Origin of the sequence: Thioclava pacifica DSM 10166, from assembly GCF_000714535.1 — a bacterium.
GTDB lineage: Bacteria > Pseudomonadota > Alphaproteobacteria > Rhodobacterales > Rhodobacteraceae > Thioclava > Thioclava pacifica.
On sequence record NZ_AUND01000023.1, the window covers coordinates 305,018 to 331,755 of the forward strand.

A 26,738-nucleotide genomic window follows, 5' to 3' on the forward strand; every position below is an offset into this window, starting at 1 on the left:
TTCGCGCGCTTGCGCCGGGCGCGGCCAGTGAATAAGAAGCGCGAAGCCGTAATCAGGAGGGCGAAATGGGTTTCAAGATGGGTATCGTGGGTCTGCCGAATGTGGGCAAATCGACCCTCTTCAACGCGCTGACCAAGACGGCGGCCGCGCAGGCGGCGAATTTCCCCTTCTGCACCATCGAGCCCAATGTGGGCGAAGTGGCCGTTCCCGATGAGCGCCTCGACCAGCTTGCCGCCATCGCGGGCTCGAAAGAGATCATCCCGACCCGCATGACCTTCGTTGATATCGCGGGTCTCGTGAAAGGCGCCTCCAAGGGTGAAGGCCTCGGCAACCAGTTCCTCGCCAATATCCGCGAAGTGGACGCCATCGCCCATGTGCTGCGGTGTTTCGAAGACGGCGACGTGACCCATGTGGAAGGCCGCGTCGATCCGGTGGCCGATGCCGAGACCATCGAGACCGAGCTGATGATCGCCGATCTCGAAAGCCTCGATAAGCGCATTGCGAACCTCGCGCGCAAGGTGAAATCCGGCGACAAGGAAGCGAAGGAAGCGATGCGCCTTCTCGAACAGGCGAAAGAGGCGCTGGAAGCCGGTCGCCCCGCGCGCACCGTGGAAGTCTCCGACGACGACCGCAAGGCGTGGAACATGCTGCAACTGCTGACCGCCAAGCCGGTCCTCTATGTTTGCAACGTCGAGGAAAGCTCCGCCTCCACCGGCAACGCCAAATCCGAGGCCGTCGCCAAGATGGCCGCCGAGCAGGGCGCGGGCACCGTGGTGATCTCGGCCAAGATCGAAGAGGAAATCTCTCAGCTCGACGCTGAGGAAGCGTCGATGTTCCTCGAAGAGATGGGGCTGGAAGAGGCCGGTCTCGACCGCCTGATCCGTGCGGGCTACGACCTGCTCGGCCTGCAGACCTATTTCACCGTCGGCCCGAAAGAGGCCCGCGCCTGGACGATCCGCAAGGGCACGCTGGCCCCGGCGGCCGCCGGTGTCATCCACGGCGATTTCGAACGCGGCTTCATCCGCGCCGAGACCGTCGCTTTCGACGACTACGTCGCCAACAAGGGCGAAGCGGGCGCGAAAGAGGCGGGCAAGTTCCGCGTCGAGGGCAAGACCTACGAGGTCAAGGACGGCGACGTTCTGCACTTCCTGTTCAACGCATGACGGGCGCCGGGGGCGTTCATTTCTTCGCCCCCGCCTTGATCTCGTCCACCGCCATCAAATCCACCAGCTGCCAGGCCATGCCCTCGTTGCGATAGATCCGCTTGCCCTTGTCGGGGTAATCGCCCACGTCATGGGGCAGACGCTGCCCGACGACGATCAGCCGCAACAGTTCTGATCCGGTATTCTCGATCGTATGGGCCGCACCACCGGCACGGTAGCCGATGAAATCACCGGGCCCGATCTCGTGGCGCTCTTCCCCGATCCGAGCCGTCGCTTGGCCCGACAGCACGAAGACCGCCTCGTCTTCGTGATAGTGACGGTGATACTCGGTCGTTTCGCAGCCGGGTGCGACTTCAATGATGTGAAAACCGAGCCCTGTCAGCCCGGTCGTATCGCCCAGCGACTTGTTGATCCGCCGCGCATTGGGGTTGAGGAAATGCGCCTTCGAGAGCCCCTCCATCGCGGCGATTTCCTCCGCGCGGATCAGATAACGGTCTTCATTCATGGCGCTCTCCTTCAACTGCTTTAAATATCTCTGCCGGAGGCAATCCATCCGTCCGGCGCGCACCTGACGTGAGCCTAGCAGAGCCACCACGTCGGCCAGAACCAGTAAAAGCAAGCTCGCGGGGCTTTCCTCGCGCGGCGTAACGCCTAAATCAGTCGCGAAAGGGAGATCCAAGATGAGCAAATGGCAAAAAACCGACGCCGCCCTCGCGAAGCTCACCCCCGAGCAATATCGCGTCACGCAGCAAAACGGCACCGAGCGCCCCTGGACGGGGGAGTATACCGAGAACAAGGCGAAGGGGATTTACGTCGACGTGGTCTCTGGCGAGCCGCTCTTCGCTTCCTCGACGAAATACGAATCCGGCTGCGGCTGGCCCTCCTTCACCCGCCCGCTTTTTGACGATCATATCGTTGAGCTGACGGACACCACGCATGGCATGATGCGGATCGAGGTGCGCTCGAAACATGGAGACAGTCATCTGGGCCATGTCTTCCCCGACGGGCCGCGCGATCAGGGCGGTCTGCGCTACTGCATCAACTCTGCCTCGCTGCGCTTCATTCCGCTCGAGGAGATGGAGGCCGAGGGCTATGGCGATTTGATCGACAAGGTCGAATGAGCCCGAATTAGGGCAGGGGACTTTACCTTCCCGGACCCCGGTGGCAGGGTCCGTTCAACTTCACATTCGAAAAGGGGGCGCGGGAATGCGCAAGCTCGAACTTGGCCAAAGCGGGATCATGGTCTCGGAGATCTGCCTCGGCACGATGACCTGGGGCAGCCAGAACACCGAGGCCGAGGGTCATGCCCAGATCGATTTCGCACTCGATCGCGGGGTCAACTTCCTCGACACGGCCGAGATGTACCCGGTCAACCCGGTCAAGGCCGAGACGGCCGGCCGCACCGAAGAGATCGTCGGGACCTATCTGGCCAAGCGTGGCAAGCGCGACGATCTGGTGATCGCGACGAAGATCACCGGCGAGGGCTCGAACGCGATCCCCGGCGGTCCTGAAATCTCGCCGTCCCGCATCCGGCAGGCGATCGAGGATTCGCTGCGCCGCCTGCAAACCGATTACGTCGATCTCTACCAATTCCACTGGCCCAATCGCGGCTCCTACCATTTCCGCAAGACCTGGCGCTGGGATCCGTCGAAACAACCCTCCAAGGCGCAGGTCCGCGACGATATGAGCGCCTGTCTCGAGACGCTCACCGAGTTGCAGAAAGAAGGCAAGATCCGCGAGTTCGGCCTGTCGAACGAGACCGCCTGGGGCACCGCGCAATGGCTCGATCTGGCCGAGGCGGGCAAGGGGCCGCGGGTGCAGGCGATCCAGAACGAATATTCGCTGATGTGCCGCTACTACGATCTCGATCTGGGAGAGCTTGGCTATCACGAGCAGGTCACGCTGCTGGCCTATTCGCCGCTCGCCGCGGGCATCCTGACGGGCAAGTATTCGGGCGATGTGATCCCCGAGGGTACGCGCCGCGCGCTGGTTCACAACCTCGGCGGGCGGGCCAATCCGCGCGCCTTCGATGTGGCCGATGTCTATACCGGGCTTGCGCAAGAGGCCGGCCTCGATCCGGTGACGATGGCGATCGCATGGGTGATGAGCCGACCCTTCCCGGTGATCCCGATCGTGGGTGCGACATCGGTCGATCAGCTCAAGCCCAATCTCGACGCGGCGGGGATGGAGCTGTCCAAGGAACTTCTCGACAAGATCGCGGTGATCCACCAGCACCATCCGATGCCCTTCTGATGCGCGCCCCGGCTCTCATCCTTCTCGCGACGCTCGCGCTTGCGGCTTGTAAACCCTCCGGGCCCGAGGGTGGCGATCTGCCGCTCGTGGGTCAGGAAAAGCAGGATGCCGAGAAGTTCGAATGCGTCGCACGTGGCGGCAATTGGGTTGCGAATAATGGCGGCTGGATCTGCCAGAAAGTGACGAAGGATGCGGGCAAGGCCTGCCGCGCCAGCAGCGATTGCGAGGGCGCTTGCCTCGCGCGTTCGGGAACCTGCGCGCCGGTGACCCCGCTTCTGGGTTGCAATGAGGTTCTGACCGAGGCGGGCTTCCCGATGCAGACATGCGTGCAGTAATCGCGGGTCTGATCGCGACGCTGGCGCTCGCGGCTTGCGTGCCCGAGAAAACCGTGCCGTTGCGCGACCCCAAGGGGCTGATCTCGTCGGCGGCCCTGTTCGATCCGGCGCGTTTCGCGGGGCAATGGCATGTCGTCCAAAGCGGCGTGTCGGGCTGTTCCGGCGCGCAGAATTGGGCGTGGGACGGCCAGGCCGCCTATGAGGTGAAGGGCGCCGATTGCACCGGCGCGACCGCGCAGCTCGAAGATCGGATTGTGCTGACCGGGCCGGGCGGGCGAATGATCGGGCGCGCAAGCTTTGGCGGAGAGCCGATCTGGGTGCTCTGGGTCGATTACGACTATCGGATCGCGGCGCTGGGCACGCCCTCGGGGAGCTGGGGCGTGATCCTGTCGCGCCAGACACCGGCACGTCCCGATCTGTTGAAGGCGGCCCGCGAAGTGCTCGATTTCAACGGCTACGATCTGGCAAGGATGCGGCCGTGACCGAGGCACCCGCCCATCTGTGGATTTGGGTGACGCTCTTTGCCGCCGCTGTGCAGACGGTGCGCTTCATGCTCCAGAAGCTCCTTGCCGGGGCACAGCTCTCGGTGGGCGGAGCGACATTCTCGCGCTTTCTTTTCGGGTTTCCGCTCGCCGCTGCCGTGGCGCTGGTCTTTCTCGCCGCGACCGGGACGCCCTGGCCAGATCTTAGCTGGGCCTTCTGGGGCTTCATACTTGCGGGCGGCGCGGGGCAGGTGGCGGCGACCTTTCTGACGGTCGCTCTGTTCGGGCTGCGCAATTTCGCCGTGGGCGTCGCCTTCACCAAGACTGAAACGGTGCAGGTCGCCCTGTTCTCCGCAGTGATCCTGAGCGAAGTCGTGGGGCCACTGGGTTGGGTCGGCATCGTGATCGGCATGGCGGGAGTGCTGTTTCTGACAAGGCCACCTGAGGGACAATTCAATCCGCGCGCGGCCCTCTATGGCATCGGGGCGGGGGCACTGTTCGGGCTGTCGTCGATCTTCTATCGCGGCGCGACGCTGGAACTCGAACCGATGGAATTCTTCGGCCGGGCGATCGTGGCGCTTGCCTGCACGACCTTCGCCCAGTCGATCGGGATGGGGCTCTATCTGCGGCTGCGCGAGCCCGGTGAACTGACCCGCGTTTTCGGCGCTTGGCGGCGCACGGTGCTGGTAGGGATCACCGGGGTCATGGGCTCGGCGGGCTGGTTCACCGCCTTCTCGCTCCAAAACGCGGCCTTCGTTCGGGCCTTGGGGCAGGTCGAGATCGTGTTCACGCTGGTGATCTCGGCGCTGGTTTTTCAAGAGAAGCTGCACAAGCGCGAAGGCATCGGGATCGCGCTCGTGGTCGTTTCTCTGATCGTGATCGTGCTGGCCGGACGTTAAAGCCCGATCCGGCGAAACTCCGAGCGCGGGCCGCGGTTATCGAAGAACGGCACCGAATGAGGCGCGCCGCGCGCGTGTTCGGTGGTGATTAGCGCTGCGATCTCGGCCAGGACCACTTCGGTGATGAAGGGCAGGTTCAGCGCGCGGGCCTCGGCAAGCGGTACCCAGTGCAGATGCGAAAGCTCGTCGCAAGCGCGCGAGAAATCATCGAGATCGCCATGGATCGCGCCCGCGTCGATCAGGAAGAACCGCGCATCGAAGCGGCGCGGGCGCCCGGGTGGCGTGATCGCGCGGAAGACGAAACGAAGATCGGCCGCCGAAGGGGCAAAGCCGAGATCGGCGAAGCCCTGCCAGTCGCTTGGAACTGCGCCGGGCCAGCCTGCGCGTTGGCCGAGGACCAGCCCGGTTTCCTCCCAGAGCTCACGTAGGGCCGCCGCGGCCAGCGCCGCCGCAATCCCATGAGGCGCGTCCTCTTCGAGCCGCGCGGCATCGGGTTGGGGAAGTGGCTGGGCGAGCGGGACATCCCAGTCATCGGCATCGAGCGCGCCGCCCGGAAAAACGTATTTCGACGGCATGAAGGCCGCCCCCGCACCGCGCTGCCCCATCAGCACGCGCGGAGCATCACCCGCCTCGCGGCGCAGTACGATCACGCTTGCTGCATCACGCAGCGCGGTCTTGTCGACCGGAGGCGTCGTATCAGTCATGCGCGATTTCGCCCTCGCCGAAGCCATGCATCCGCCTGGACCATTGAATCCCGACGAGCATTCCCTTCATCAGCGGCAAAAGCAGTGCCGACAGCAAAATCGAACCGGACCCGAAAAGTGCGATCATCTGCCAGGGCTCGGGCCGGAAGGCGATGAAATAGGCCGCCATCAGCGGGATCATCAGATGCCCCACGATCAGGATCGTGAGATAGGCGGGGCCGTCATCGGCGCGTTGATGCGAGAGATCCTCGCCGCAGCTCGGGCAAGCATCGCGCACCTTGAGGTAGCTGTGCAGCACGCGCCCCTTTCCGCAGGCCGGGCAGCGGCACATCAGCCCGCGCAGGATCGACCGGCCAAGCGGTCGATCGTCGTGAAAAGACTCGTCTGAATACATTGCGCCTCTCTCCCGTGGCGCGCCTTCGGGACGCGCCGTCGCGGCGCAGTATGGCGGGGAAGGCGGGGCTTGGAAAGGGCGGCCCGCCGATCACGGCTGCGTGAGGCGACAATCCGCGCGACGGAAAACCTGGCGCTCCCCGTTTGGTGAATATCGACGGCGCGACGCGCGTCTGGGGAAAGTTATGAGGAGTAAAGAGATGAAACTGTTGAGCAGACAGACTGTTATTGCAGCCCTTCTGGCCGGGACCGGCCTTGCCTTCACCCTTCCGGCCGTGGCGCAGGACAGTGCGGCAGGCGCGGGGCAGCCCGCCCCGCAGGCCCAGCCCGCAGGTCCGGGCAATGGCATGCCCATGATGGGCAAGATGGGCGGCATGATGGGTGATCGCGACGGGATGCGCGACGGGTTCGGCTTCGACATCACCATCTTCGATACCGATGGCGACGGGCAGGTGACGCTCGAAGAAATTCAGGCCAAGCGCGAAGCCGACGCCAAGGCGCTCGATGCCAATGGCGACGGCCTGATCTCTGAGGAGGAACTGGTCAACTCCGAGCTTTCCAAGTCCAAGGCCCGGATCGAGGCCCGCGTGAAAGCGCGCTTTGCCACGCAGGACGTGAATGGTGATGGCCAGCTTTCGGCGGCTGAGCTGATCGCGCGGCCGATGCCCGAGCAGATGTTCTCGCGTCTGGATCGCGATGGCGATGGGGCGCTGAGCGCCGACGAATTGCAGATGGCTCGCAAGATGATGCAGCGCATGGGCGATCGCGATGGCGGCGGCCGCATGGGTGACCGCGACGGGCATGGCCGGATGGGCGATCGTGATCGTCAGGGGCGCATGGCCAAGATGGGCGGTCGTGGCGGCGAATGCGGGATGAACCGCATGGGCGATCACGACGGTCACGGCCGGATGATGCGCCAGGGTCAGGGTCCGATGGGCCAAGGTCCGATGGGCCAAGGTCCGATGGGTCAGGGGCCGATGGGTAACGGCCCGATGGTGCCGGGCAACGGTCCGGGCGCGCAGCAGCAAAACGGCGCGAACTGATCGCGTAGAGCAGGGGCCGGGGCGCGACAGGCACGCCTCGGCCCATTGCCGAATTGCACCCGCGGCTTTGCCGCGATAGGCGTTTGGCGGAGAGACAATGGCGCTGGATGCGATGACTGAAGCTTCCGACGAGGCTCTTCTGGAGCTGTATGCGCAAGGCGACCCCTCGGCGGCGCGCGCATTGACGCTGCGGATGGGCCCCTTGGCCTATCGGCTGGCCTTTCGCTATCTGCGCGATGGGGCCGAAGCCGAGGACGTGGCGCAAGAGGCGCTGCTGCGGCTGTGGAAGATTGCTCCCGACTGGCGGGCCGGTGAGGCGAAGGTCTCGACTTGGCTGTATCGGGTGGTGGCCAATCTCGCGACCGACCGGTTGCGCAAGCGGCGCGGGGTCGGGCTAGACGAGGCGCCCGAGGTCGCCGACGACCGGGCCTCGGCGCTTGATGATCTGATGGCGCGGGACCGTGTGGCGGCGCTTGAGGCTGCGCTGGCCGAACTGCCGGAGCGGCAACGGATCGCGGTTACGCTGCGACATATTGACGGTTTGTCCAATCCCGAGATCGCGGCAGCGATGGAAACCGGGGTGGAGGCCGTAGAAAGTCTGACAGCGCGTGGGAAGCGCGCTCTTGGCAAGCTCCTTGCGGGGCGGCGGGAAGAATTGGGGTTTGGCGATGAGTGACAAACGGGTCTATCGCGAGACAGATGGACGGAGCGAAGAGGCGCTGCTCGAGGCGGTTTTCGCCGACGCGCGCGCGCAGGCGCCCGAACCGGGCGCAGATTTTCTCGCGCGGGTGATGGCGGATGCCGCGGCGGTTCAGGCGGGGTTTGCGGCCCCTGTGGCTGCTTCGGGCGATGATGGCCCGGGTGTTCTGGCCGGGATCTGGGAGGCGCTGCGTGGCGCGTTCGGGGGATGGGCGCCGATGGGTGGTCTGGTGACCGCGGCGCTGGCCGGGGTCTGGATCGGGTTTGTCGGTGCCGAAGATGTGGCGAGCTTTTCCGCTCTTTACGGCAGCACGACCGAAAGCCTCGGAACGGTGAACCTGATGCCCGAGGGCGAGGCCTTTGCCTTCGTCGATGAAGGAGGGTTCTGATGGCGGACAGCGAAACCAAGAACTGCCGCGGGCTGCGCTGGGCGCTGATCGGGTCGGTCACGCTCAACCTGCTGGTAGCTGGGGTGATCGTCGGCGGCTTCGTCGCGCATGATCGCCATCCCCCGCGTCCTGTGGTGGGCGATGTGAGTTTGGGCGCATTTACCGAGGCGCTCAGCCCTGAGGATCGCGACGCTCTGCGCCGAGCGGCGCAGAAGCGTGGTGGTGATTTCCGCGACATGCGCCGTGCGGCTCGGGCGGATATGACGGCGCTTATCGGTGCGCTTCAGGCCGATCCCTGGAACCGTGCCGAGGTCGAGAAGATCCTCGCACGGCACAAGGCGCGGACGATCGAGCGCGTGGATATCGGCGAAACGCTGATCTTCGACCGGCTCGAGGAAATGTCGCCCGAAGAGCGGCACGCCTTTGCCGAACGGCTCTTGCAGGGGGCCCAAAGGTTCGACAAGCGCGTCGAACATGACGATGATCGTCCCGCGAAGCCCTGACGGCGCAAAGCGATTTCATGTAAAGATCAGCCCTGCTCAGGCCGCATTGCTCGTTTGGGCGACAGCGACCTGATTGCGGCCTGTCGCCTTGGCGTTCAGCAGTGCTGCATCGGCTTCGTCGACGAGATGCTGCGGGTCGGTGTCGCGCGTGCCGCCAAGCGCGAGCCCGATAGAGAGCGTGATCGAGATATTCTCGCCACTGGGAAGCCGGATCGACTGCGTCTCAATCGCGCGACGCAGCCGCTCGGCGGTGCGGTAACCGTCATCTAGCGTTGTGTCGGGCAGCACGACGAGGAACTCCTCTCCGCCGATGCGTGCGATCAGGTCGGCGCCGCGCAGATTGGCCCGCAGCGCCTTGGCGAAAGCGGTGAGAACGTGGTCGCCTGCGCGATGGCCATAGGAATCATTGACCCGTTTGAACCGGTCGAGATCGAGCACCATCACCACGCTTGCGCGTCCGGTGCGGCGCGCGCGCTGGGACATGCGCGCGAGGTGAGCATTGGCATAGCGGCGATTGTAAAGACCCGTCAGTGGGTCGACCATCGCGAGACGAAGCCCCTCATCGACCGAGACGCGGAGCCTGTCGCGCAGGCGTTTCTGCCCGAGCTGGGCGCGCAAGCGCAAGGCGGCCTCTTGCGCTGCTGGGCCAGATAGGTCGCAAGGCAGCAGTTCGTCTGCGCCCAGATCGAGTGCTGTCGCCTGCGTCTCGCGGGCCGTGCGCACGGTCGCGATCGCGATTACGGAGTCGCGGGTTACGGCGCGCGAGCGCAGTTCGGACATCAGGCGCAGCCCGTCTCCATTGCGTGCCAGATCGGCCTCGATCACGAAGATGTCCGGCACCTCTCCGGCACGCGGATCATCAAGAGGCATGTCTCCGGAGAGAACTTGGATGCGCTCGGTGGGCAAACAGCGTGCAAGCGCGGCTTTCCAGTGCAGCGCCCTTTCGGGTCGATGCGCGATCAGCGCGATGCGTGCGGGCGGGGCAAAGTCGTGAAACGACTCGGCAAAGCCCAGCTCATGACAGGTCAGGGCGCGCAGCGCTGTTTCGTCGGCGCTGGCATGGGCGCGCAGCAGGCTGCGCAGCCGGGCGAGCAGAACCAGCTCGTCGAAGGGCTTGGTCAGGATCTCGTTCGCGCCCGCCTTGAGCAATTCGATGCGTAGCGCGGGATCGTCATGCACCGTCATGGCGATCACCGGGATTCGGCGGGTTTCGGGTTCGGCGCGCAGCCGGGCGATCACTTCGCTGCCCCGCATGTCAGGCAGGTTGGTGTCGAGCAGGATCAGGCCGGGTTTCTCAGTCATGGCGAGCGCAAGTGCCGCGCGCCCATCGGCCGCCTGCAATGTGGTATAACGCGCCCCGGACAGCTTTGCCTTGAGAACGATGCGATTGGTCGCGACATCATCGACGATGAGGATGGACCCCGCCATTGCCCGCTTGCTCCCTATTGGTTCCGGGCTCCGCTTGCCCGTGTCTTGAAGATATCGGGCGATCGGTTAACAAAGGGTTTCCGACGATAGGGGGAAGAGCTTTATGCGGCAGGAATCCGCCCAAATCCTCGCGATCCGCGCGCTGGGCTGGATGGCGGCACAGGAGGGACTGATCGAGGGGTTCCTCTCGGTCTCGGGGGCGAGTGTCGAAGATCTGCGCGCGCAGGCACAGGATTCGGATTTTCTTGCGGGGGTACTCGATTACCTGTTGATGGAGGATCGCTGGGTGCTTGATTGCTCGAGCGATTTGGGTGAGGCGCCCGAGGCATTTATGCAGGCACGTGCGGTTCTGGGTCGGGGCGATTTGCGCCACTGGACCTGAGCGCGGGCGCGGGGCAGTCTGGCCCGCAAAGAGGGGGGCAGGAGACGGCATGGCAGGCGGTAGGATTCGTGCGGTTCTTTTCGACAAGGACGGCACGTTGTTCGATTTCGACGCGACCTGGGGCGCTTGGGCGAAAGCGCGCATCGAGGCGATGGCCGAGGATCCCGCGCATGCGCAGGCGATGGCCGAGGCGATCGGATTCGATCTGGAAATTACGGAATTCGATCCTCATTCGGCGGTGATTGCGGGCACTGTGGAGGAGGCGGCCACGCTCTTGTTGCCGCATCTGCCCGGACGCGAGTTATCCGGGCTGGTCGAGGAGCTAGAGGAGGCGGCGCGTGAGGTGCCGCTGGTCGCGCCGGTACCGCTCGCTGAACTGCTCGGTGGGTTGAAAGCGCGTGGGCTGCGGCTCGGTATCTGCACAAATGATGCGGAATCGACAGCGCGTGCCCATGCGGAACGCGCGGGTGTGTCGCAGATGTTCGACGCGATCATTGGCTACGATAGTGGCCATGGCGCCAAGCCCACGCCGCGCCCGTTGCTCGCCTTTGCCGACGGGCTCGGGATCGACCCGTCCGAGGTGGTGATGGTCGGTGACAGCCTGCATGATATGAATGCCGCGCGCGCGGCGGGCATGATTGCTGTGGCGGTGCTGAGCGGTCCAGCGGGTCGTGCGGAGCTTGAACCGGCCGCCGATGCGGTGCTCGATCATATCGGTGGCCTGCCGGACTGGCTGACGCAGAGCGGTCGCTGAGCGACCCGAGGAGGAGCGATGCATTCGAGATTGCAGCACAGTCTGCTCGGGGCTCTGGCGGGTCTCTTCTTCTGGTCGCTTCAGGAGGGGCCGTGGGATGCGCTCGCTCTCGACCCGCGTGGGTTCTTTGCTTTGGCGGTTCTGGGCACGGTCTTCTTCGGAGCGGCGCTTGCGATGCTGGGCGAGATCGGCGCGCGAAAGGCGCTTGGTGCAGCGATCGTGATCGCGGTCCCGGTCGCTTTCCTCGGTTGGTGGGATGCAGCGGCTTTCGGCCCCGAGCGCCCGATCGCATCGCAGATGCGCTTCGGCCTGCTGGCGATTTTCGTTCTGGCGACTGTGCCGATCCCCTTCGCGATGGTGTCTCTGACGCGGGGGCGTGGCCACTGGGCCGACTATCCCGAGCTCTTTACCCACAGCTGGAACATCGTCGTACGCTATGGCGCGGCGTGGTTGTTCCTGGGGCTGGTCTGGCTCGTTCTGTTCCTCTCCTCGCGACTGCTGGAAAGCGTCGATATCGATATTCTGCGGGTCTTTTTCCGACGCGCCGAGATCGCGCTGCCGCTTTCGGGCGCCATCCTCGGGCTTGGTCTTGCGGTGGTCACCGAGCTTGAGGAGATGATTTCGCCCGCGCTGATCCTGCGCCTGTTGCGGCTTTTGCTGCCGGCTGTGGTCATTGTGGTCGCGGTCTTTCTGATCGGTCTCGTCCTGCGCCGGGTGCAGGGCGCGGCGGGCGATTTTCCCGAGACCGAAACTCTGCTCGCGATGGCCGTGGCGGCGGTGACGCTGATCTCTATCGGCGTCGAACGCGAAGATCATGAGGCGGTCGAGGCACCGGTGCTGCGGCTTTCGGCACGCGGGCTGGCCCTGATCCTGCCCGTTATGATTGCGGTCGCCCTCTGGATCGAGTGGCAACGCATCGTGGGCTCGGGTTGGACGCCCGCGCGGGTCGCAGAATTCGTCCTGACGGCGCTGTTGGCGGGGTATGGTACCGGCTACGCGCTGTCGACGCTCAGCGGTCGCAACTGGATGGAGCGGGTGCGGCGCGTCAATATCGCGATGGCGCTGGTTCTGTTGACGGCCGCGCTGCTCTGGCTGACCCCGTTGATCGCCCCGTACAAGATCGCGACGCGCTCGCAGATCGCCCTCTACGAGGAGGGGCGCATCGAGGCCGCGCGCCTGCCTGTCTACGCGATGGAGACCGAATGGGGCTTGGCCGGGCAGGCCGGGATCGCCCGATTGCAGGCACTGGCCGACAGGGACCCTGCTCTTGCAGCGGTCCTTTCCCGCGGCAAGGCCCCTGTCGAAAGCGATGCCCGCCTGACCAGTCTGCGCGAGGATATCGTCGTGCCGCCCACTGCGGAGGCGCCACCCGAAGCCTTGCTCAAGACGCTGTTGCAAGATGCGGGTCCGCGCGCTGCGAGCCTTTGTTCGCCGCATGCCGACGGCCGGCCGAGCTGTGCGCTGGTGCGCGCCGATTTTCTCCCAGATCTACCGGGAGACGAGGCGATGATCATCCGTCAGGAAGATTATTCCGGCGTGATTGATCTTTATGCCGAGAGGAACGGCAACTGGCAGCGCGCGTCTCGCGGGCAGCCCGTCGTCGAGACCGGGGCTGCGCGGGGAGAACTCGATCCGGTCATTGCGGCGATCGCGAAGGGCGCGCTCGAAATTGTCCCCAGTGGAATTCTCGGGTTGCGCGCCGGTGGGCAGATGATCTTGCCGCTGTCGCGCTAAGCTATCGGATTTTCGGTCTTCCTTAACCTCCGGTCGCTAGGGTTCCCGGCAGGAGGGACCATGCTTGGCCTGATTAACCGCTCGATCCAGAATTTCCTGACCGACACGCATGGCGCCGAGGTTTGGCATCACGTGGCATCCCGTCTGGGGCTGCCACCCGCCGGGTTTGAGCCGATGCTGCAATATGACGATGCGCAGACCCTGTCGCTGATCGAGGCAGCCTGTACGGAGCTGGGGCGAAGTTGCACCGATCTGCTGGAAGATCTGGGAACTTATCTCGCGACGCGCGAGCCAGTGCGCCGCCTGCTGCGCTACGGCGGCTGTGATTACACGGATTTTCTCAACACCCTCGAGGATCTGCATGACCGCGCACGGATGGCGCTGGCGGATCTCGACCTGCCGGAGTTGTCGCTTTCGACCTCGGGCGCCGGGGAGTATCGATTGATGGTCGTGGGAAACCTGTCGGGCTGGGCGACGGTCTTCGCTGGCATCCTGCGCGCAATGGCCGATGACTACGGCGTTCTTGCGTTGATCGAACCGGAAGAGACCGGTGAAAGCGTCACGATCCGTCTGCTGGACAGTTACCACGCGCAGGCGCGGAACTTCGCGCTGTCCCGCGCAGCGGAGGGCAGCTTATGACCGACGCGATGCGCGACACGCAGGGCCGCGATCTGCTGCCGCCTCCGCCGAAGAACTCAGTGGGATCGGGCGTTGGCATGAGTTCCGGGCGCACCAGCTTGACCGGTGCTCTGGCGCAGGCCGAACCCCTTTTCTGCGCGTTAATGCCGATGTTTCTCTGGATCGACGGGCAGGCGCGGATTCGCGCGCTCGGGCGCACCCTGAAAAAGGTCTTGGGTGAGGGCGTGTTGATCGGGGACACCTTTACCCGCCATTTTTCGGTCGGCCGTCGGGAAGGCGACTTGCTGCGATGTCCCGATGGGCTCAGCCCTCAATGCGAATTTGAGAATTGCTCGCATCAGATTGGGGCCTGCGGGTTTTCGCTCCGGCATTTGCGCGACCGGCGGAGCATACACCTCACCTTGCAGACCCGTCCCAAGATCGGCCTGCGCGGTGATGTGCTCAGCCTGCCTACGACCGAGGGCGGAGGCGTGTTGATGAACCTGAGCTTTGGTATCTACCTGAGCGAGGTGGTGGCGACCCTCGGGCTGACCGAGCGCGATTTCGCCGCAGCCGATTTGGCGATGGAAATGCTCTATCTGCAGGAGGCGAAATCGCTTGTGATGGGCGAGCTGCGCGCCCTTACCGCAAGGCTCGATCAGGCGCGGCAGGAGGCAGAACGGCTGGCCCTGACCGATCCGCTCACCCGCCTGTCGAACCGGCGCGCGATGGAACAGGCGCTGTCGCAGGCGGTCAGCGGTGCGGCTCAGGGAGGCGCGCCGTTTGCGTTGATGCAGATCGATCTCGATCATTTCAAGCGGGTGAACGATAGCCACGGACATGCGGCGGGTGATTACGTACTTCAATCGGTCGCGCGGATCCTGCGAGAAACGGTGCGCCATGGCGACATGGCCGGACGCGTGGGCGGTGACGAATTCCTGCTTCTGCTGCGCGGTCCGATTGAGCGCCACGCCGTGAAGGCTTTGGCGCGGCGGATCATTGCCCGTCTCGAGGAGCCGAAATGGTTCTCCGGTCACGAATGCCTGATCTCCGGCTCGATTGGTGTTGTGTTCTCGGGCGATTATGGGCCTCCCGACCTTGAGGTGATGCAGGCCGACGCGGATGCGGCAACCTATTCTGCCAAGGACGCGGGGCGCGGCTGCGTGCGGTTCGCGCGATCAACCGATAACTGAGATGCCCGCGGGGACGTTTATCTCACGCGCCGGGTCACGAAGAGCGCGGGTTTCCTCTTTTCCTGCCACGGGGCGATGGGGTAAGGGCAGAGCCCATGAAAAAGGGCTTTCCCATCGCGAAACCGGGCCAAAAGATCGGCTTGCTGGGCGGATCATTCGATCCTGCCCACCAAGGGCATGCGCTGATCACGCGTGAGGCGCTGCGCCGCTTTGGTCTCGACCGGGTCTGGTGGATGGTGAGCCCCGGCAATCCTTTGAAGGCGCACGGGCCCGCACCGCTTGCACAGCGGGTCGAGCATGCGCGCCAGATCCTGCGCGGCGACCCCCGCGTGGTGGTCAGCGATCTGGAGGCGCGGCTGGGTACGCGGTTCACCGCCGACACGCTTTCGCACCTGCGCCGACTTTATCCCGGGGTGCGCTTTGTCTGGCTGATGGGGGCGGATAACCTCGTGCAATTCGACCGCTGGGATCATTGGCGCGACATCATCGAGACCGTGCCGATCGGTGTTCTCGCGCGTCCTGGCTGGCGGATGCCGGGGCGCCATGCGCGCGCGGCGCGCATTTACGCGCAGGCCGAACTGCCTCCATCGCAATCCTCCCGCCTCGCCGACGGGCCCGCGCCGCGCTGGTGCTTCATCAATATCCCGATGTCGGGCCTGTCTTCGAGCGAGATCCGTAAGCGCGGCGACTGGCGGAACGGGTAAAGCCAACGGCCGCGGGTCAACTGCGGCTTTCGAGCGCTTGAAGCGGCAGCACGAGACGCTAGGCTGACCCTTGCAAACAGGGGGAATCGCATCATGGACGCGCTGTCGCGGCGGAAGGTTTTGCAGGCTCTCGCCGGAGGGGCCGGTCTGCTTGCCTGCCCGTCGCTGCTTAAGGCACAGGGGATCGCATCGAGCGCCGAGCTTGTTCGCGCCGCGGGGTTGAGCGGCGATATCGGTTTCGTTGTCGCGGATCTTCGCAGCGGTCAGGTGCTGGAGCAGCGGTGGGGCGGCAAGGCGATGCCTCCGGCCTCTGCGCTCAAGTCGATCACCTCGCTTTATGCGCTCGAGCAACTCGGCTCCGATTTTCGTTTCGGGACGCGTCTTATCGCGACGGGGCCGGTCGCAGGTGGCTTGATTCAGGGCGATCTGGTTCTGGCGGGCGGCGGGGATCCGACCCTGTCGACCGACGATTTGCAGGCGATGGCGAAGGCGCTGGCGAGTAAGGGCGTGCGCGGTGTGACAGGGCGGTTCCTGACCTGGGCCGGGGCGCTGCCTTATGAGCGCGAGATTGCGGATGATCAGCCGGTCTATGCTGGCTACAACCCATCGATCTCGGGGCTGATGCTGAATTTCAACCGCGTGCATTTTCAGTGGAAACGCGCGGGTGGGGGCTGGGCGCTGAGCATGGATGCACGCGGGCGCGACGTGCAGCCGCGCGCCTATACCGCCAAGGTCGGGATCGCGAACCGCGCGCGGCCAACCTTCACCTATTCTGACAGAGGCGGGGTTGAGACCTGGACGGTCGCCTCGACAGCGCTCGGCAAGGGTGGCTCACGCTGGCTTCCGGTGCGCCACCCGGCGGCTTATGCGGGCGACGTGTTCCAGACGCTCGCGCGTGCCCAGGGCGTGCCGTTGCCCACGCCCGAGGAGGTTCGCAATCTCCCCGGCGGGACGGTTCTGGTGAGCCATGCGAGTGAGGCCTTGGTGCCGCTCCTTCGGTCGATGATGAAATATTCGACCAATATCACGGCCGAGGCGGTGGGGATGACGGCGAGCGCAAGGCTGGGCGCGGATAGTTCGCTTGGGGCTTCCGGGCGGGCAATGACGGAGTGGCTGGTGCAGCGCACGGGCGCGCGCTCGGCCCGCTTTACCGATCACTCCGGCCTTGGCGTCGATGCGAAGATTTCGCCGCAGGACATGGTCGGAGCGTTACGGTTGCTCGGGGCGCCGATGGGGCTGCGCGGTCTGATGAAGCCTTTCCAGCTGCGCGATGCGAGTGGCCGGCCGATGAAAACGCAGCCTTTCGCGGTCGACGCCAAGACCGGTACGCTGAATTTCGTCTCGACCCTCGCGGGTTACATGACGGCACCGGACGGGACGGAACTGGTCTTTGCGATCTTCACGGGTGACTTGGCACGGCGACGCAAGGCCGGAACAGATCCACAGCCACCGGGCGGGCGGGCCTGGGTGAAAGCGTCCAAGATATTGCAAAGTCGGTTGCTTGAACGCTGGGCTGCGATTTATGGGCGCTGAGCGTGCTTATCGTTCGAGGTGGTCGTTCATCACCGCTTCGGGTTGCTCGCGCCGCGCCCCGGACACTTGGGCGATGTCGACACTTGGGCGATGTCACAGAGGCCGATTGACCGAAGCGACCGGCAGTCCTGACCCGGAGCGAGCAGGAGGCGTAGGTCGCCCCAAGCGTAAAGTCTCGCACGCGGCGATGCTTGGCGGGGGGTGAAAGCGCTGGATCGGGATCACATCGGAAGGGATCCGGTCCGGAAACCGAACCGGTTTAGCACTTGCCGAATCCTGCGTGATTAACTTGCACCTCAGAGGGTGACGTGCCGCACCTTCGCGCCCCATTCGATCGCGACGGCATGCAGCCGGTCGATCGCCAGTTCGCCTCGGATCTCCTCAAGCAGGCGCAGCTCGGTCTGACGGATCGTGCCATCGGCAGCCGCCACATCACATGCCAACGCATAGGCGGTCTCGAAAAGCCGTTCTGGAAGCGAGTCGCGGATCAGCCCGAAGAGGGCCTCAAGACCGTCTTCCTCCTCGAACAGCGCGAAGACCGAGCGCGAGACCCGTGCGATCCGGTCGAAATCATAGCCGGCGAAGATCGGCATGTGGTTCACAATACGCTCAATCGCAACGAGTTCGGAGGTCGGTACGTCCTCGTCTGCCGCGGAGACCGCGACCATCACGGCGACAAGGGCATCCTGGGGCGAGAGCGAGGCGAGGATATCGGGCACGGTTTTGAGGCTCCTGACTGTGGTTGGGGTGCAAATTATTGACTGTCCTCCTCCGCTTCAATAGGTGGAGCGCGACCGGGCGCATGGGGCGCCCTCATGAGGTATGCCATGACGAGCTTGCGTGACGCTGCGATGAAATCCAAGGCCTGGCCCTTTGAAGAGGCGCGCCGGGTGCTCAAGCGTTACGAAAAGAAGGATCCCGAGAAGGGTTTCGTGCTCTTCGAGACGGGTTACGGCCCCTCGGGTCTGCCCCATATCGGCACCTTCGGCGAGGTCGCGCGCACCACGATGATCCGCCGCGCCTTCGAGGTGATCTCGGATATCCCGACGAAGCTGCTGTGCTTCTCGGACGATATGGACGGGATGCGCAAGGTGCCGAGCAACGTGCCCAATCAGGTCATGCTGCGTCAGCACGAGCAGAAGCCGCTGACCGCCGTGCCCGATCCGTTCGGCGAGTTCGACAGCTTCGGCAACCACAACAACGCGATGCTGCGCCGGTTCCTCGATACGTTCGGATTCGATTACGAATTCGCTTCGGCGACCGAATATTACAAGTCGGGAAAGTTCGACGACATGCTGATCCGCTCGGCGGAAAAGTATGATGAGATCATGGCGATCATGCTGAAATCGCTGCGCGAAGAGCGTCAGCAGACCTATTCGTGCTTCCTGCCGATCCACCCCGAAACCGGCCGCGTGCTTTATGTTCCGATGAAGGAGGTCAATGCCAAGGATGGCACCGTGACCTTCGACGACGAGGACGGGCGCGAGTGGACGCTGCCGGTCACCGGCGGCAATGTGAAACTGCAGTGGAAGCCCGATTTCGGGATGCGTTGGGCCGCGCTCGACGTTGATTTCGAAATGTATGGCAAGGACCATTCGACCAACACGCCGATCTATGACGGCATCTGCCGCGTGTTGGGCGGGCGTGCGCCGGAGCATTTCACCTACGAGCTGTTCCTTGATGCCAATGGCGAGAAGATCTCGAAATCGAAGGGCAATGGCCTGTCGATCGACGAATGGCTGACCTATGCGGCGACCGAGAGCCTGAGCTACTTCATGTATCTCAAGCCCAAGACCGCGAAGCGCCTTTGGTGGGATGTGATCCCGAAAATGGTGGACGAATATCACCAACAGCTGCGGGCCTATCCCGATCAGGAAATCGACGCGCAGGTCAACAACCCCGTCTGGCACATCCACGGCGGCAACCCGCCCGAGAGCAAAATGGTCGTGCCGTTCTCGATGCTGCTGAACCTCGCGAGCGTCGCGGGGGCGATCGAGAAGGAAGGGCTATGGGGCTTCATCAAGCGTTACGCGCCCGAGGCGAGCCCGGAAGGCAATCCCGATCTCGATCAGGCGGCGGGTTTCGCGCTGAAATACTTCGAAGATTTTGTGAAGCCGACCCTGGTCTTCCGCGAACCCACCGATCAGGAGCGCGCGGCGCTGGAAGATTTGGCCAAGGCGCTGCAATCGGAACAGGCGGCTCTCGATCAGATCGCACGCAAGAATGCGGCGGCGGGCAGCGACGAGGCACTGCCGGAGGCCGATTTCCACAGCGACGAATTCCTGCAGACGGTCGTTTTCGCGGTCGGCAAGAACCACGGCTTTGCCAACCTGCGCGACTGGTTCAAGGCACTCTACGAGGTGCTGCTTGGCCAGAGCCAGGGGCCGCGCTTCGGCGGGTTCATCGCGCTTTACGGTGTTGATGAAACGGTTGCTCTGATCGAGCGGGCGCTGGCAGGCGAACTGGCGGGTTAACCCCGCCAGAGCCGGTACCAAGCGCCCCAGCGTACGGCAAGCGCCTCGGGTTTTTCGGCGAAGAGCCGGGCGCCGAGGGTGAGGGCCTCTGTTTCGAGCCGGGTCTGCTCGGCCGAAATCAGCTGCGCGAGCGCCGCCGAATGGTCGGGGTCGAAACTCTCGGGGATCGCGCCGCGCAGCACATGCAGGTCATGATGGTCGCCGATCAGTTCGCCCAACATGTCGAGCGCGTCCTCGCGCGGGTGCAGCATCTCTGGCCAGATCGGCGCGAGCAGACGGGTGTGATACCAGTGTTGCTTAACCCGTGTGCGCCAGGCGTGGAAATCTTCCTCGCAGCCTGAGGCGCGCGCGGTCTTCATCCGTTTGCGGCAATCCGAAAGGGTCTTGAGGAGCCCGTCCTGATAGGCGGGCCAGCCCTTGCCGGTCACCTTCCAGTGCTTCGCCTGACGACGGATGTCGCTCACCTGCTCGACAAAACGCGCAAGATCGTCGGCTTGCGCCAGGGTTTCGAGCGGGGGCAGCGTTTCAAGCAGTGCACCAGCAGCGGTCGCGCCGTCGAGATCAGGTCCCTCCCGCCCAAGACGGGCGAGGGTGGTACGCAGCACCTCGGCATCGCGTAGTCCCGAGATCCCGCGCGCGGCCTCGGACAGCGCCGCATTGGCCGGGGCGAAGTCATCGAAGCGCGGTGCGAAGAGGCGCAGCAAGCCACGGGTCTTCTTGATCGACTTGCGCATGGCGTGCACCGACGGGGCTTCGCTCGTGGCCTGTTTGCAGGCCGCGCCAAGCTCGTCGCGCGCGATGCGGCGCAGGGATTTCGTCGGGCTTTTGTCGTCGCGGGAAATCGCGTAGGCCATCGGGCTCTCCGTCCAGTGCGGCTCCCTTCTCTTACTAGCATATGACAGCGGCATGACGTTGTCAGCGCACGCTCGTCTCAGTGCTTCTTTAACCTTTGCCCGTAGCTCTTGTCCGGTCGAGGCGGGTGCTCTCGGCGGATCCCGGTTTCGATCGCAGCGGCGCGGCGGACGGGGCGGGCGGGAACTTGGACAAGAGGATTGCTGATGAACGTCGCGATTACCGAAGGGCTGGTGCTGAACCCGGCCGCTTTCGCAGAAGGGCTCGATCAATGGTCGAGCGAGGACGGGATGCCGGGCTCGACCACATATGAGGGCGCGGCCAATGCTGTACTGGTGCCCGCCGATGCTGATTTCGGTGGCTGTCTGGAAATGCTCAAGACCCAGACGCTGCAAAAGCTGCGCTATATGGGTGACACGCCGATTCTGCCGGGAACGTATCTGCGCATCCGCGCGCGGGTGAAGGCGGTGAGCGGCAACCTTCCGGACGTGCGCATCGCGGGCTATGCGGTCAGCGGGAGCGGCGCGCATGTGAGCGGGTTGATCGAAATCGGGCCTACCGTGACGCTGCAAAGCTACGGCACGGTTGTCGAAGTGTCGGCGATTGTTGGCACGGGCAGTCGCGGCGGCGTCGATATGGCCTGGGGGCTCGATGCTGTTTATGGCCATTTCGGGCTCGACCTGACGGGCGCGAATGGTGCCGTCGTGCGCATCGACGATATCGAGATCGAGGATGTGACCGAGGCGTTCCTGCGCGACATGATGGCTTGGGTCGACGTGCGCGATTTCGGCGCGAAGGGCGATGGCGTGAGCGATGACGCTGCCGCTTTCAACGCTGCCGATCAGGCTGCGGACGGGCGCAAGATCCTCGTTCCGGAGGGCAACTATTACATCGGGAGTTCGATCTCCATCTCGGCGCCGATCGAGTTCGTGGGCACGCTGGCGATGCCCGCCGCGGCGAAACTGTCGTTGATGTCCTCGTTCAATTTCCCGACCTATGCGGAGGCATTCGGCGACGAGCTGACCGGGTTCAAGAAGGCGTTGCAGGCGCTCTTTGGCTATACCGATCACAATGTGCTCGACCTCAAGGGACGGCGCGTGGAGGTGAGCGAGCCGATCCGGATCGAGGAGCTCGCGCCCGATCTCGCGAGCTTCTCGAACCGCCGCGTCTTGCAGAACGGGCAGTTCAACGTGATCGAAGGTGCGGCTTGGGATGATGAGGTGGTCACGTCACAGGCGACCTATTCGACCTCGCTGTCGATGCAGCTGACGAATGTCGCCAATATCGCGAATGTCCCGGTAGGCGCGCGCGTGAGCGGAACCGGCGTCGGGCGAGAAGTCTACGTGAAGTCGAAAAATGTGGGGGCGGGGACGCTTTATCTTTCGCAGCCGCTATATGGAGGCTCGGGGACGCGGACCTATACCTTCACGCGCTACCAATACGTGCTCGATTTCTCGGGCATGGACAAGCTCGACCGGTTCAACATCGCCAATGTCGAATTCCTCTGCAACGGTGCGGCGAGCTGCATCATGCTCGCGCCCGAGGGACAGATGTTCCAGATCCGCGACAGCTATGTCGTGCGCCCCAAGGACCGGGTGATCACCTCGATTGGGCGCGGGTGTCAGGATCTGCTGATCGACGGTTGCCAGTTCCTCTCGAACGAGATGCTTGTCCCGGCGCAGGATCGGGTGTCGATGGTGCTCAACGTCAATGCCAATGACACCAAGATCAGGGACTCGCGCTTCGTGCGCTTCGGCACGACTTTCGTTCTGAACGGTTCGGGGCATCTTCTGGTGGGCAATCACTGGTTCCAAGGCGACGAGGAAACGAGCGGCGTGCGTGTCGCGGGGCTCGTCTTCACTCAGACCAATGTGCAATCGGCGGTGACCGGCAATTACATCGACAACTCGGTGATCGAGTGGACGAACGAGCACGACGCCTTCCCGGAGTTCTCGAATGAGTACAGCTTCGGCGGGCTGACGGTCACCGGCAATACATGCGTGTGCATCAACGTGGCTCCGTGGTTCCATTGGCTGTCGATCAAGCCCTATGGCACAGGGCATTTCGTGCAGGGGCTGAGCGTGACGAATAATGTCTTCAAGTCGCTCAACGGGAATATCGACCGGATCGAGACGGTGGATACGAGCTTTGCCGATCTCGATCGAGGACGGATGCGCAACGTGGTCTTCGAGGCCAACATGTTCAATGCGGTGAACCAGGTTACCCAGAACCCTGTGATGGTCGAGGTCAACCAGGGCACGGCGCAGACAGTCTGGACGGTCGATGCGGGGGATTACCTGCCCTTCGGGGGATGGGCGCGCAACGTCCAGAGTCTCGTGGCCGAAGGCGCGGTAACCAATGCTTCGGGCGCGCGGGTCACGGCGATGCCTTATGTCGCGGTCGAGCAGGGCGCCGATAAGACGCTTGCGGTGATCAACTGGCCGGATGCAGCGAAAGGGCGGTTGCAAGTCACGTTGCGGATGGACAACCCGATCTGATCGGCAGGATTTGGAATGATCTGGGCGCGCGGGAGAAATCTCGCGCGCCTTTTTTATGCGAGATCGCCGGGGGTGAGGCTGTAGGCGCGGCCAAAGCCGCCATTGAGCGCTCCGGCGAGGGGGCGGAGTTCGAAGAAGAAGAAGTCAGGCAGGTCGATATAGAGTGTCGATTTGGGATGATCGGAGCGCCAGCGCGCGTGCATCGCTACGAACCGCGGATTGTCGCGGTAGATCGGATGGGCCTCGACCTGAAGCGACAGGCGCGGGTGGGTGAGCGGATCACCCTTGGGGCCGGGCTCGCCCAGTAGAAGACCTGCCCGTGGATCGGCGCGCAGGGCATTTGTATGGGCTGAGAGGCCGGAGACGAGTGTCAGGATTTCACTCTCGGGGCCAGGTCCGAGGGCGATGCGCGTCACTGCCGGGTGGCCGGTAGCGGGATCGAGTGTGCCAATCGCGCCGAACCGTGCCTCGGCGATCAGTCGGCGCGCGAGGCGTCGCGCCTCGTCATCGGTGGGACGGATCGGGTTCGCGGGGGAGGGGGGTGGTGTTTGCGACATGGGGCACTGCTGGTTGAGGCGAGGGCGGTCTTTCACAGGTAAGCCCTGCGTTGCGCGCCAGCAAGCTGGCGAGCCCGGAAGACTTATCCACAGCCTGCTTCGGTTTGGGTCGCGGGATCGAATCAAATTCGGGCCAAGGCGGCGGGGACTCCACCTTCGCGGAAGTCTTTACCCGGCAGTCAAATTTACAGAACGGTGATTTTGCATCCGTGGTGAACAGGCAACCCCCTGAAACCCTTCGCCTATTTTCTGCCATCTTTCACTAAATTTACACAGTTAGCGCAATCGGTGTGAAAAACTTAACAAAAAAATTCAATACACAAAGGGGCTTACATGAACATTAACGTTTGAGTTACAGTGTCCGTGGGGTAGAGCGCCCGCGACCTGTCGTGGGCTGATTGGCGGCCATTGCGCCGCATGTCGAAAATTGTTGGGAGGAAGCCGATGGCTGCTCAAGAACAGGTTTCTCAGGTTCCGGACGTGAAAGAAGTCCCGCCGGGGTTCGAGAATGCCCATGCCGATGCCGCGAAATATCGCGCGATGTATCAGGAATCGATCACCGACCCCGAGAAATTCTGGGGCCGTGAGGGCAAGCGCCTCGACTGGATCACCCCCTACACCAAGGTGAAGAACACCGACTTCACCTTCGGCCACGTTAATATCAAGTGGTTCGAGGATGGCGTGCTCAACGTCGCCGTGAACTGTATCGACCGTCACCTCGCGACCCGTGGCGAGCAGACCGCGATCATCTTCGAGCCCGATGACCCGGAGACGCCCGCGCAGCACATCACCTACAACCAGCTCTCGGAAAAGGTGAACCGCTTCGCCAACGTCCTGCTGAGCCAGGGCGTGATGCGCGGCGATCGCGTCGTTATTTACCTGCCGATGATCCCGGAAGCCGCTTACGCGATGCTCGCCTGTGCGCGCATCGGCGCGATCCATTCGATCGTTTTCGCGGGTTTCTCGCCTGACGCGCTGGCCAACCGCATTAACGACTCGGGCGCGAAGGTCGTTATCACCGCCGACACCGCGCCGCGCGGCGGTCGCCGCACCCCGCTCAAGGCCAATGCCGATGCCGCGCTGCTGCACTGCTCGGACAAGGTGCGCTGCCTCGTCGTGAAGCACACCGGCGACCAGACCACCTGGATCGACGGCCGCGACGTGGATGTGAAGGCGATGATGGAGAGCGTCTCTCCCGAATGTCCGCCGCGTCCGATGAATGCGGAAGATCCGCTCTTCATCCTCTACACCTCGGGCTCGACCGGCAAACCGAAGGGCGTCGTGCACTCGACCGGCGGCTATCTCGTCTATGCCTCGATGACCCATCAATACACGTTCGACTACCATGATGGCGACGTGTTCTGGTGCACCGCGGATGTGGGTTGGGTCACCGGCCACAGCTACATCGTCTACGGTCCGCTCGCCAATGGTGCGACCACGATCATGTTCGAAGGCGTGCCGACCTATCCGGATGCGGGCCGCTTCTGGGCCGTGTGCGAAAAGCACAAGGTCAACCAGTTCTACACCGCGCCGACGGCGATCCGCTCGCTGATGGGCCAGGGGCCGGAATGGGTCGAGAAATATGACCTGTCCGACCTCAAGGTGCTTGGGTCGGTTGGTGAACCGATCAACCCCGAAGCCTGGGCCTGGTACGACAAGTACGTCGGAAAGGGCAAATGCCCGATCGTCGACACGTTCTGGCAGACCGAGACCGGCGGTCACATGCTGACCCCGCTTCCGGGCGCGACGCCTACCAAACCCGGCTCGGCGACCCGCCCGTTCTTCGGCGTGAAGCCGGTCGTGCTCGACCCGCAAACGGCCGTCAAGCAAGACGAGACCGAGGCCGAGGGCGTGCTGTGCATCTCGGACAGCTGGCCGGGCCAGATGCGCACGATCTGGGGCGATCACGAGCGTTTCCAGGACACCTATTTCAGCCAGTACAAGGGCTATTACTTCACCGGTGACGGCTGCCGCCGCGACAGCGATGGCTATTACTGGATCACCGGCCGCGTCGATGACGTGATCAACGTTTCGGGCCACCGCATGGGTACGGCGGAAGTCGAATCCGCTCTGGTCGCGCACCAGGCCGTCGCCGAGGCCGCCGTTGTGGGTTACCCGCACGAGCTGAAGGGCCAAGGCATCTACGCCTATGTCACGCTGATGAACGATGTCGAACCGACCGACGAGCTGCGCAAGGAGCTCGAGAAGTGGGTGCGCACCGAGATCGGTCCGATCGCGAAACCCGATGTCATCCAATGGGCGCCGGGCCTGCCGAAGACCCGCTCGGGCAAGATCATGCGTCGTATCCTGCGCAAGATTGCCGAGAATGATTTCGGCGCGCTGGGCGACACCTCGACGCTGGCGGATCCTTCGGTCGTCGATGACCTGATCGCCAATCGCGGCAACAAGTGATGGGCGAGACGATGACGCAAACGAAACCTGCCGTTCTGATCCTGCTCGGGCCTCCGGGCGCGGGCAAGGGCACCCAGGCGCGGATGCTCGAGGATAAATTCGGCCTCGTGCAGCTCTCGACCGGCGACCTGCTGCGCGCTGCCGTCGCGCAGGGCACCGAAGCTGGCCTTGCCGCGAAGGCGGTGATGGAGCAGGGCGGCCTCGTCTCGGACGAGATCGTGCTGGCGATCCTCAAGGACCGCATGGCCGAGCCCGATGTCGCCAAGGGCGTCATCCTTGATGGCTTCCCGCGCACCGCCGGTCAGGCGGCCGCGCTCGATGACCTGCTGGCCTCGACCGGCCAGTCGGTCACCGCGGCGATCAGCCTCGAGGTCGATGACGAGGCGATGATCGCCCGCGTCGCCGGCCGCTACACCTGCGCCAAATGCGGCGAAGGCTATCACGACGAATTCAAACAGCCCGAAGTTGCGGGCGTTTGCGACAAATGCGGAGGCACGGAGTTCAAGCGCCGTGCCGACGACAATGCCGAGACGGCGCGTGCGAGGCTCGAAGCCTACCACGCGCAAACGGCGCCGCTGATCGCCCATTACAAGGCGCTCGGCGTTCTCGAGGAAATCGACGCGATGGGCTCCATCGACGCGATCGCCTCGGGGCTTGGGTCGATCGTAGAGCGCGTCTCGGCCTGATTTTGGGGAGGGGCGGGCCCATGAGGGGCCCGTCTGGAGAGAAACGAAAA

General features: G+C 64.0%; 28 protein-coding genes. 21 read left to right on the forward strand and 7 right to left on the reverse strand.

Annotated features, from left to right (window positions below; genetic code table 11):
• Nucleotides 1-65: 65 nt before the first annotated feature.
• A complete protein-coding gene (ychF, locus tag TP2_RS10740) occupies nucleotides 66-1,163 on the forward strand; it encodes a redox-regulated ATPase YchF (protein ID WP_038077151.1) in 1,098 nt (365 codons plus the stop codon).
• Between the two features lie 16 nt (nucleotides 1,164-1,179).
• On the opposite strand, the gene TP2_RS10745 is transcribed toward ychF, so the two are convergent.
• The gene (locus tag TP2_RS10745) at nucleotides 1,180-1,668 is read right to left on the reverse strand and encodes a cupin domain-containing protein (protein ID WP_038077153.1); all 489 of its coding nucleotides are present in this window, start codon (nucleotides 1,666-1,668) and stop codon (nucleotides 1,180-1,182) included.
• 175 nt (nucleotides 1,669-1,843) lie between these two features.
• Between TP2_RS10745 and msrB the strand changes: the two genes are divergently transcribed.
• From msrB to TP2_RS10770, 5 genes are all read left to right on the forward strand, one after another.
• Nucleotides 1,844-2,284, forward strand: coding sequence for a peptide-methionine (R)-S-oxide reductase MsrB (gene msrB, locus TP2_RS10750; RefSeq protein ID WP_038077155.1), 441 nt, complete (start codon nucleotides 1,844-1,846; stop codon nucleotides 2,282-2,284).
• An 85-nt stretch (nucleotides 2,285-2,369) separates the two neighbouring features.
• Nucleotides 2,370-3,416 carry an aldo/keto reductase gene (locus tag TP2_RS10755; protein WP_038077157.1) on the forward strand — a complete coding sequence of 349 codons (1,047 nt, stop codon included), beginning with the start codon at nucleotides 2,370-2,372 and terminating at the stop codon, nucleotides 3,414-3,416.
• The gene (locus tag TP2_RS10760) at nucleotides 3,416-3,751 is read left to right on the forward strand and encodes a hypothetical protein (protein ID WP_038077159.1); all 336 of its coding nucleotides are present in this window, start codon (nucleotides 3,416-3,418) and stop codon (nucleotides 3,749-3,751) included. The genes TP2_RS10755 and TP2_RS10760 overlap by 1 nt, the downstream gene beginning before the upstream one ends.
• A complete protein-coding gene (locus TP2_RS10765; RefSeq protein WP_051692486.1) occupies nucleotides 3,739-4,233 on the forward strand; it encodes a lipocalin/fatty acid-binding family protein in 495 nt (164 codons plus the stop codon). The genes TP2_RS10760 and TP2_RS10765 overlap by 13 nt, the downstream gene beginning before the upstream one ends.
• Nucleotides 4,230-5,132, forward strand: coding sequence for a DMT family transporter (locus TP2_RS10770; protein WP_240473746.1), 903 nt, complete (start codon nucleotides 4,230-4,232; stop codon nucleotides 5,130-5,132). The genes TP2_RS10765 and TP2_RS10770 overlap by 4 nt, the downstream gene beginning before the upstream one ends.
• Here the strand turns inward: TP2_RS10770 and TP2_RS10775 are convergent.
• Both TP2_RS10775 and TP2_RS10780 read right to left on the reverse strand, forming a co-directional pair.
• On the reverse strand, nucleotides 5,129-5,836 hold the full coding sequence (locus TP2_RS10775) for an NUDIX hydrolase (RefSeq protein ID WP_038077705.1): 708 nt from the start codon (nucleotides 5,834-5,836) through the stop codon (nucleotides 5,129-5,131). The genes TP2_RS10770 and TP2_RS10775 overlap by 4 nt on opposite strands.
• Nucleotides 5,829-6,230, reverse strand: coding sequence for a DUF983 domain-containing protein (locus tag TP2_RS10780; protein ID WP_038077160.1), 402 nt, complete (start codon nucleotides 6,228-6,230; stop codon nucleotides 5,829-5,831). Before TP2_RS10780 ends, TP2_RS10775 begins: the two co-directional genes overlap by 8 nt.
• Nucleotides 6,231-6,429: 199 nt before the next feature.
• Between TP2_RS10780 and TP2_RS18990 the strand changes: the two genes are divergently transcribed.
• The 4 genes from TP2_RS18990 to TP2_RS18015 all read left to right on the forward strand — a co-directional run bounded on the left by TP2_RS18990 (nucleotide 6,430) and on the right by TP2_RS18015 (nucleotide 8,863).
• Nucleotides 6,430-7,272, forward strand: coding sequence for an EF-hand domain-containing protein (locus TP2_RS18990; protein ID WP_051692488.1), 843 nt, complete (start codon nucleotides 6,430-6,432; stop codon nucleotides 7,270-7,272).
• A 97-nt stretch (nucleotides 7,273-7,369) separates the two neighbouring features.
• Nucleotides 7,370-7,948 (forward strand): RNA polymerase sigma factor, encoded by a 579-nt coding sequence (locus TP2_RS10790; RefSeq protein WP_038077162.1) that lies wholly within the window; start codon nucleotides 7,370-7,372, stop codon nucleotides 7,946-7,948.
• Nucleotides 7,941-8,360 (forward strand): dihydroorotate dehydrogenase, encoded by a 420-nt coding sequence (locus TP2_RS10795; protein WP_157617103.1) that lies wholly within the window; start codon nucleotides 7,941-7,943, stop codon nucleotides 8,358-8,360. Before TP2_RS10790 ends, TP2_RS10795 begins: the two co-directional genes overlap by 8 nt.
• On the forward strand, nucleotides 8,360-8,863 hold the full coding sequence (locus TP2_RS18015) for a periplasmic heavy metal sensor (protein WP_051692490.1): 504 nt from the start codon (nucleotides 8,360-8,362) through the stop codon (nucleotides 8,861-8,863). Before TP2_RS10795 ends, TP2_RS18015 begins: the two co-directional genes overlap by 1 nt.
• Before the next feature lie 36 nt (nucleotides 8,864-8,899).
• On the opposite strand, the gene TP2_RS10805 is transcribed toward TP2_RS18015, so the two are convergent.
• Nucleotides 8,900-10,291, reverse strand: coding sequence for a diguanylate cyclase (locus tag TP2_RS10805; RefSeq protein WP_038077165.1), 1,392 nt, complete (start codon nucleotides 10,289-10,291; stop codon nucleotides 8,900-8,902).
• Between the two features lie 103 nt (nucleotides 10,292-10,394).
• Between TP2_RS10805 and TP2_RS10810 the strand changes: the two genes are divergently transcribed.
• The 7 genes from TP2_RS10810 (at nucleotide 10,395) to dacB (ending at nucleotide 17,209) form a co-directional block, all read left to right on the forward strand.
• Entirely contained in the window at nucleotides 10,395-10,673 is a 279-nt protein-coding gene (locus TP2_RS10810; protein ID WP_038077169.1) for a DUF3572 domain-containing protein, read from the forward strand.
• Nucleotides 10,674-10,722: 49 nt separating this feature from the next.
• Nucleotides 10,723-11,427: an HAD family hydrolase gene (locus TP2_RS10815; protein WP_038077172.1), complete on the forward strand. Its 705-nt coding sequence runs from the start codon at nucleotides 10,723-10,725 to the stop codon at nucleotides 11,425-11,427.
• Between the two features lie 18 nt (nucleotides 11,428-11,445).
• The gene (locus TP2_RS10820; RefSeq protein WP_038077175.1) at nucleotides 11,446-13,161 is read left to right on the forward strand and encodes a DUF4153 domain-containing protein; all 1,716 of its coding nucleotides are present in this window, start codon (nucleotides 11,446-11,448) and stop codon (nucleotides 13,159-13,161) included.
• 60 nt (nucleotides 13,162-13,221) lie between these two features.
• Nucleotides 13,222-13,800: a heme NO-binding domain-containing protein gene (locus TP2_RS10825; RefSeq protein ID WP_038077177.1), complete on the forward strand. Its 579-nt coding sequence runs from the start codon at nucleotides 13,222-13,224 to the stop codon at nucleotides 13,798-13,800.
• The gene (locus tag TP2_RS10830; protein ID WP_051692491.1) at nucleotides 13,797-14,972 is read left to right on the forward strand and encodes a GGDEF domain-containing protein; all 1,176 of its coding nucleotides are present in this window, start codon (nucleotides 13,797-13,799) and stop codon (nucleotides 14,970-14,972) included. The genes TP2_RS10825 and TP2_RS10830 overlap by 4 nt, the downstream gene beginning before the upstream one ends.
• Nucleotides 14,973-15,067: 95 nt before the next feature.
• A complete protein-coding gene (locus tag TP2_RS10835) occupies nucleotides 15,068-15,676 on the forward strand; it encodes a nicotinate-nucleotide adenylyltransferase (RefSeq protein WP_038077179.1) in 609 nt (202 codons plus the stop codon).
• 93 nt (nucleotides 15,677-15,769) lie between these two features.
• Complete coding sequence (dacB, locus tag TP2_RS10840; protein ID WP_038077181.1) at nucleotides 15,770-17,209, forward strand: D-alanyl-D-alanine carboxypeptidase/D-alanyl-D-alanine endopeptidase; 1,440 nt, start codon at nucleotides 15,770-15,772, stop codon at nucleotides 17,207-17,209.
• Nucleotides 17,210-17,505: 296 nt separating this feature from the next.
• Here dacB and TP2_RS10845 read toward each other — a convergent pair whose 3' ends face one another.
• On the reverse strand, nucleotides 17,506-17,928 hold the full coding sequence (locus TP2_RS10845) for a tellurite resistance TerB family protein (protein WP_038077183.1): 423 nt from the start codon (nucleotides 17,926-17,928) through the stop codon (nucleotides 17,506-17,508).
• Nucleotides 17,929-18,036: 108 nt separating this feature from the next.
• On the opposite strand from TP2_RS10845, the gene TP2_RS10850 reads away from it, so the two are divergent.
• Nucleotides 18,037-19,683, forward strand: a complete 1,647-nt coding sequence (locus TP2_RS10850; protein WP_038077184.1) for a lysine--tRNA ligase — start codon at nucleotides 18,037-18,039, stop codon at nucleotides 19,681-19,683.
• On the opposite strand, the gene TP2_RS10855 is transcribed toward TP2_RS10850, so the two are convergent.
• A complete protein-coding gene (locus tag TP2_RS10855) occupies nucleotides 19,680-20,537 on the reverse strand; it encodes a CHAD domain-containing protein (RefSeq protein ID WP_038077186.1) in 858 nt (285 codons plus the stop codon). The genes TP2_RS10850 and TP2_RS10855 overlap by 4 nt on opposite strands.
• Before the next feature lie 204 nt (nucleotides 20,538-20,741).
• On the opposite strand from TP2_RS10855, the gene TP2_RS10860 reads away from it, so the two are divergent.
• Nucleotides 20,742-23,033, forward strand: a complete 2,292-nt coding sequence (locus TP2_RS10860) for a glycosyl hydrolase family 28-related protein (protein ID WP_038077188.1) — start codon at nucleotides 20,742-20,744, stop codon at nucleotides 23,031-23,033.
• Between the two features lie 53 nt (nucleotides 23,034-23,086).
• On the opposite strand, the gene TP2_RS10865 is transcribed toward TP2_RS10860, so the two are convergent.
• Nucleotides 23,087-23,590: a HugZ family pyridoxamine 5'-phosphate oxidase gene (locus tag TP2_RS10865; protein WP_038077191.1), complete on the reverse strand. Its 504-nt coding sequence runs from the start codon at nucleotides 23,588-23,590 to the stop codon at nucleotides 23,087-23,089.
• Between the two features lie 444 nt (nucleotides 23,591-24,034).
• On the opposite strand from TP2_RS10865, the gene acs reads away from it, so the two are divergent.
• Nucleotides 24,035-26,002, forward strand: a complete 1,968-nt coding sequence (gene acs, locus TP2_RS10870) for an acetate--CoA ligase (protein ID WP_084714177.1) — start codon at nucleotides 24,035-24,037, stop codon at nucleotides 26,000-26,002.
• Between the two features lie 11 nt (nucleotides 26,003-26,013).
• Nucleotides 26,014-26,688 (forward strand): adenylate kinase, encoded by a 675-nt coding sequence (locus tag TP2_RS10875; protein ID WP_038077720.1) that lies wholly within the window; start codon nucleotides 26,014-26,016, stop codon nucleotides 26,686-26,688.
• The last annotated feature ends 50 nt before the right edge of the window (nucleotides 26,689-26,738 follow it).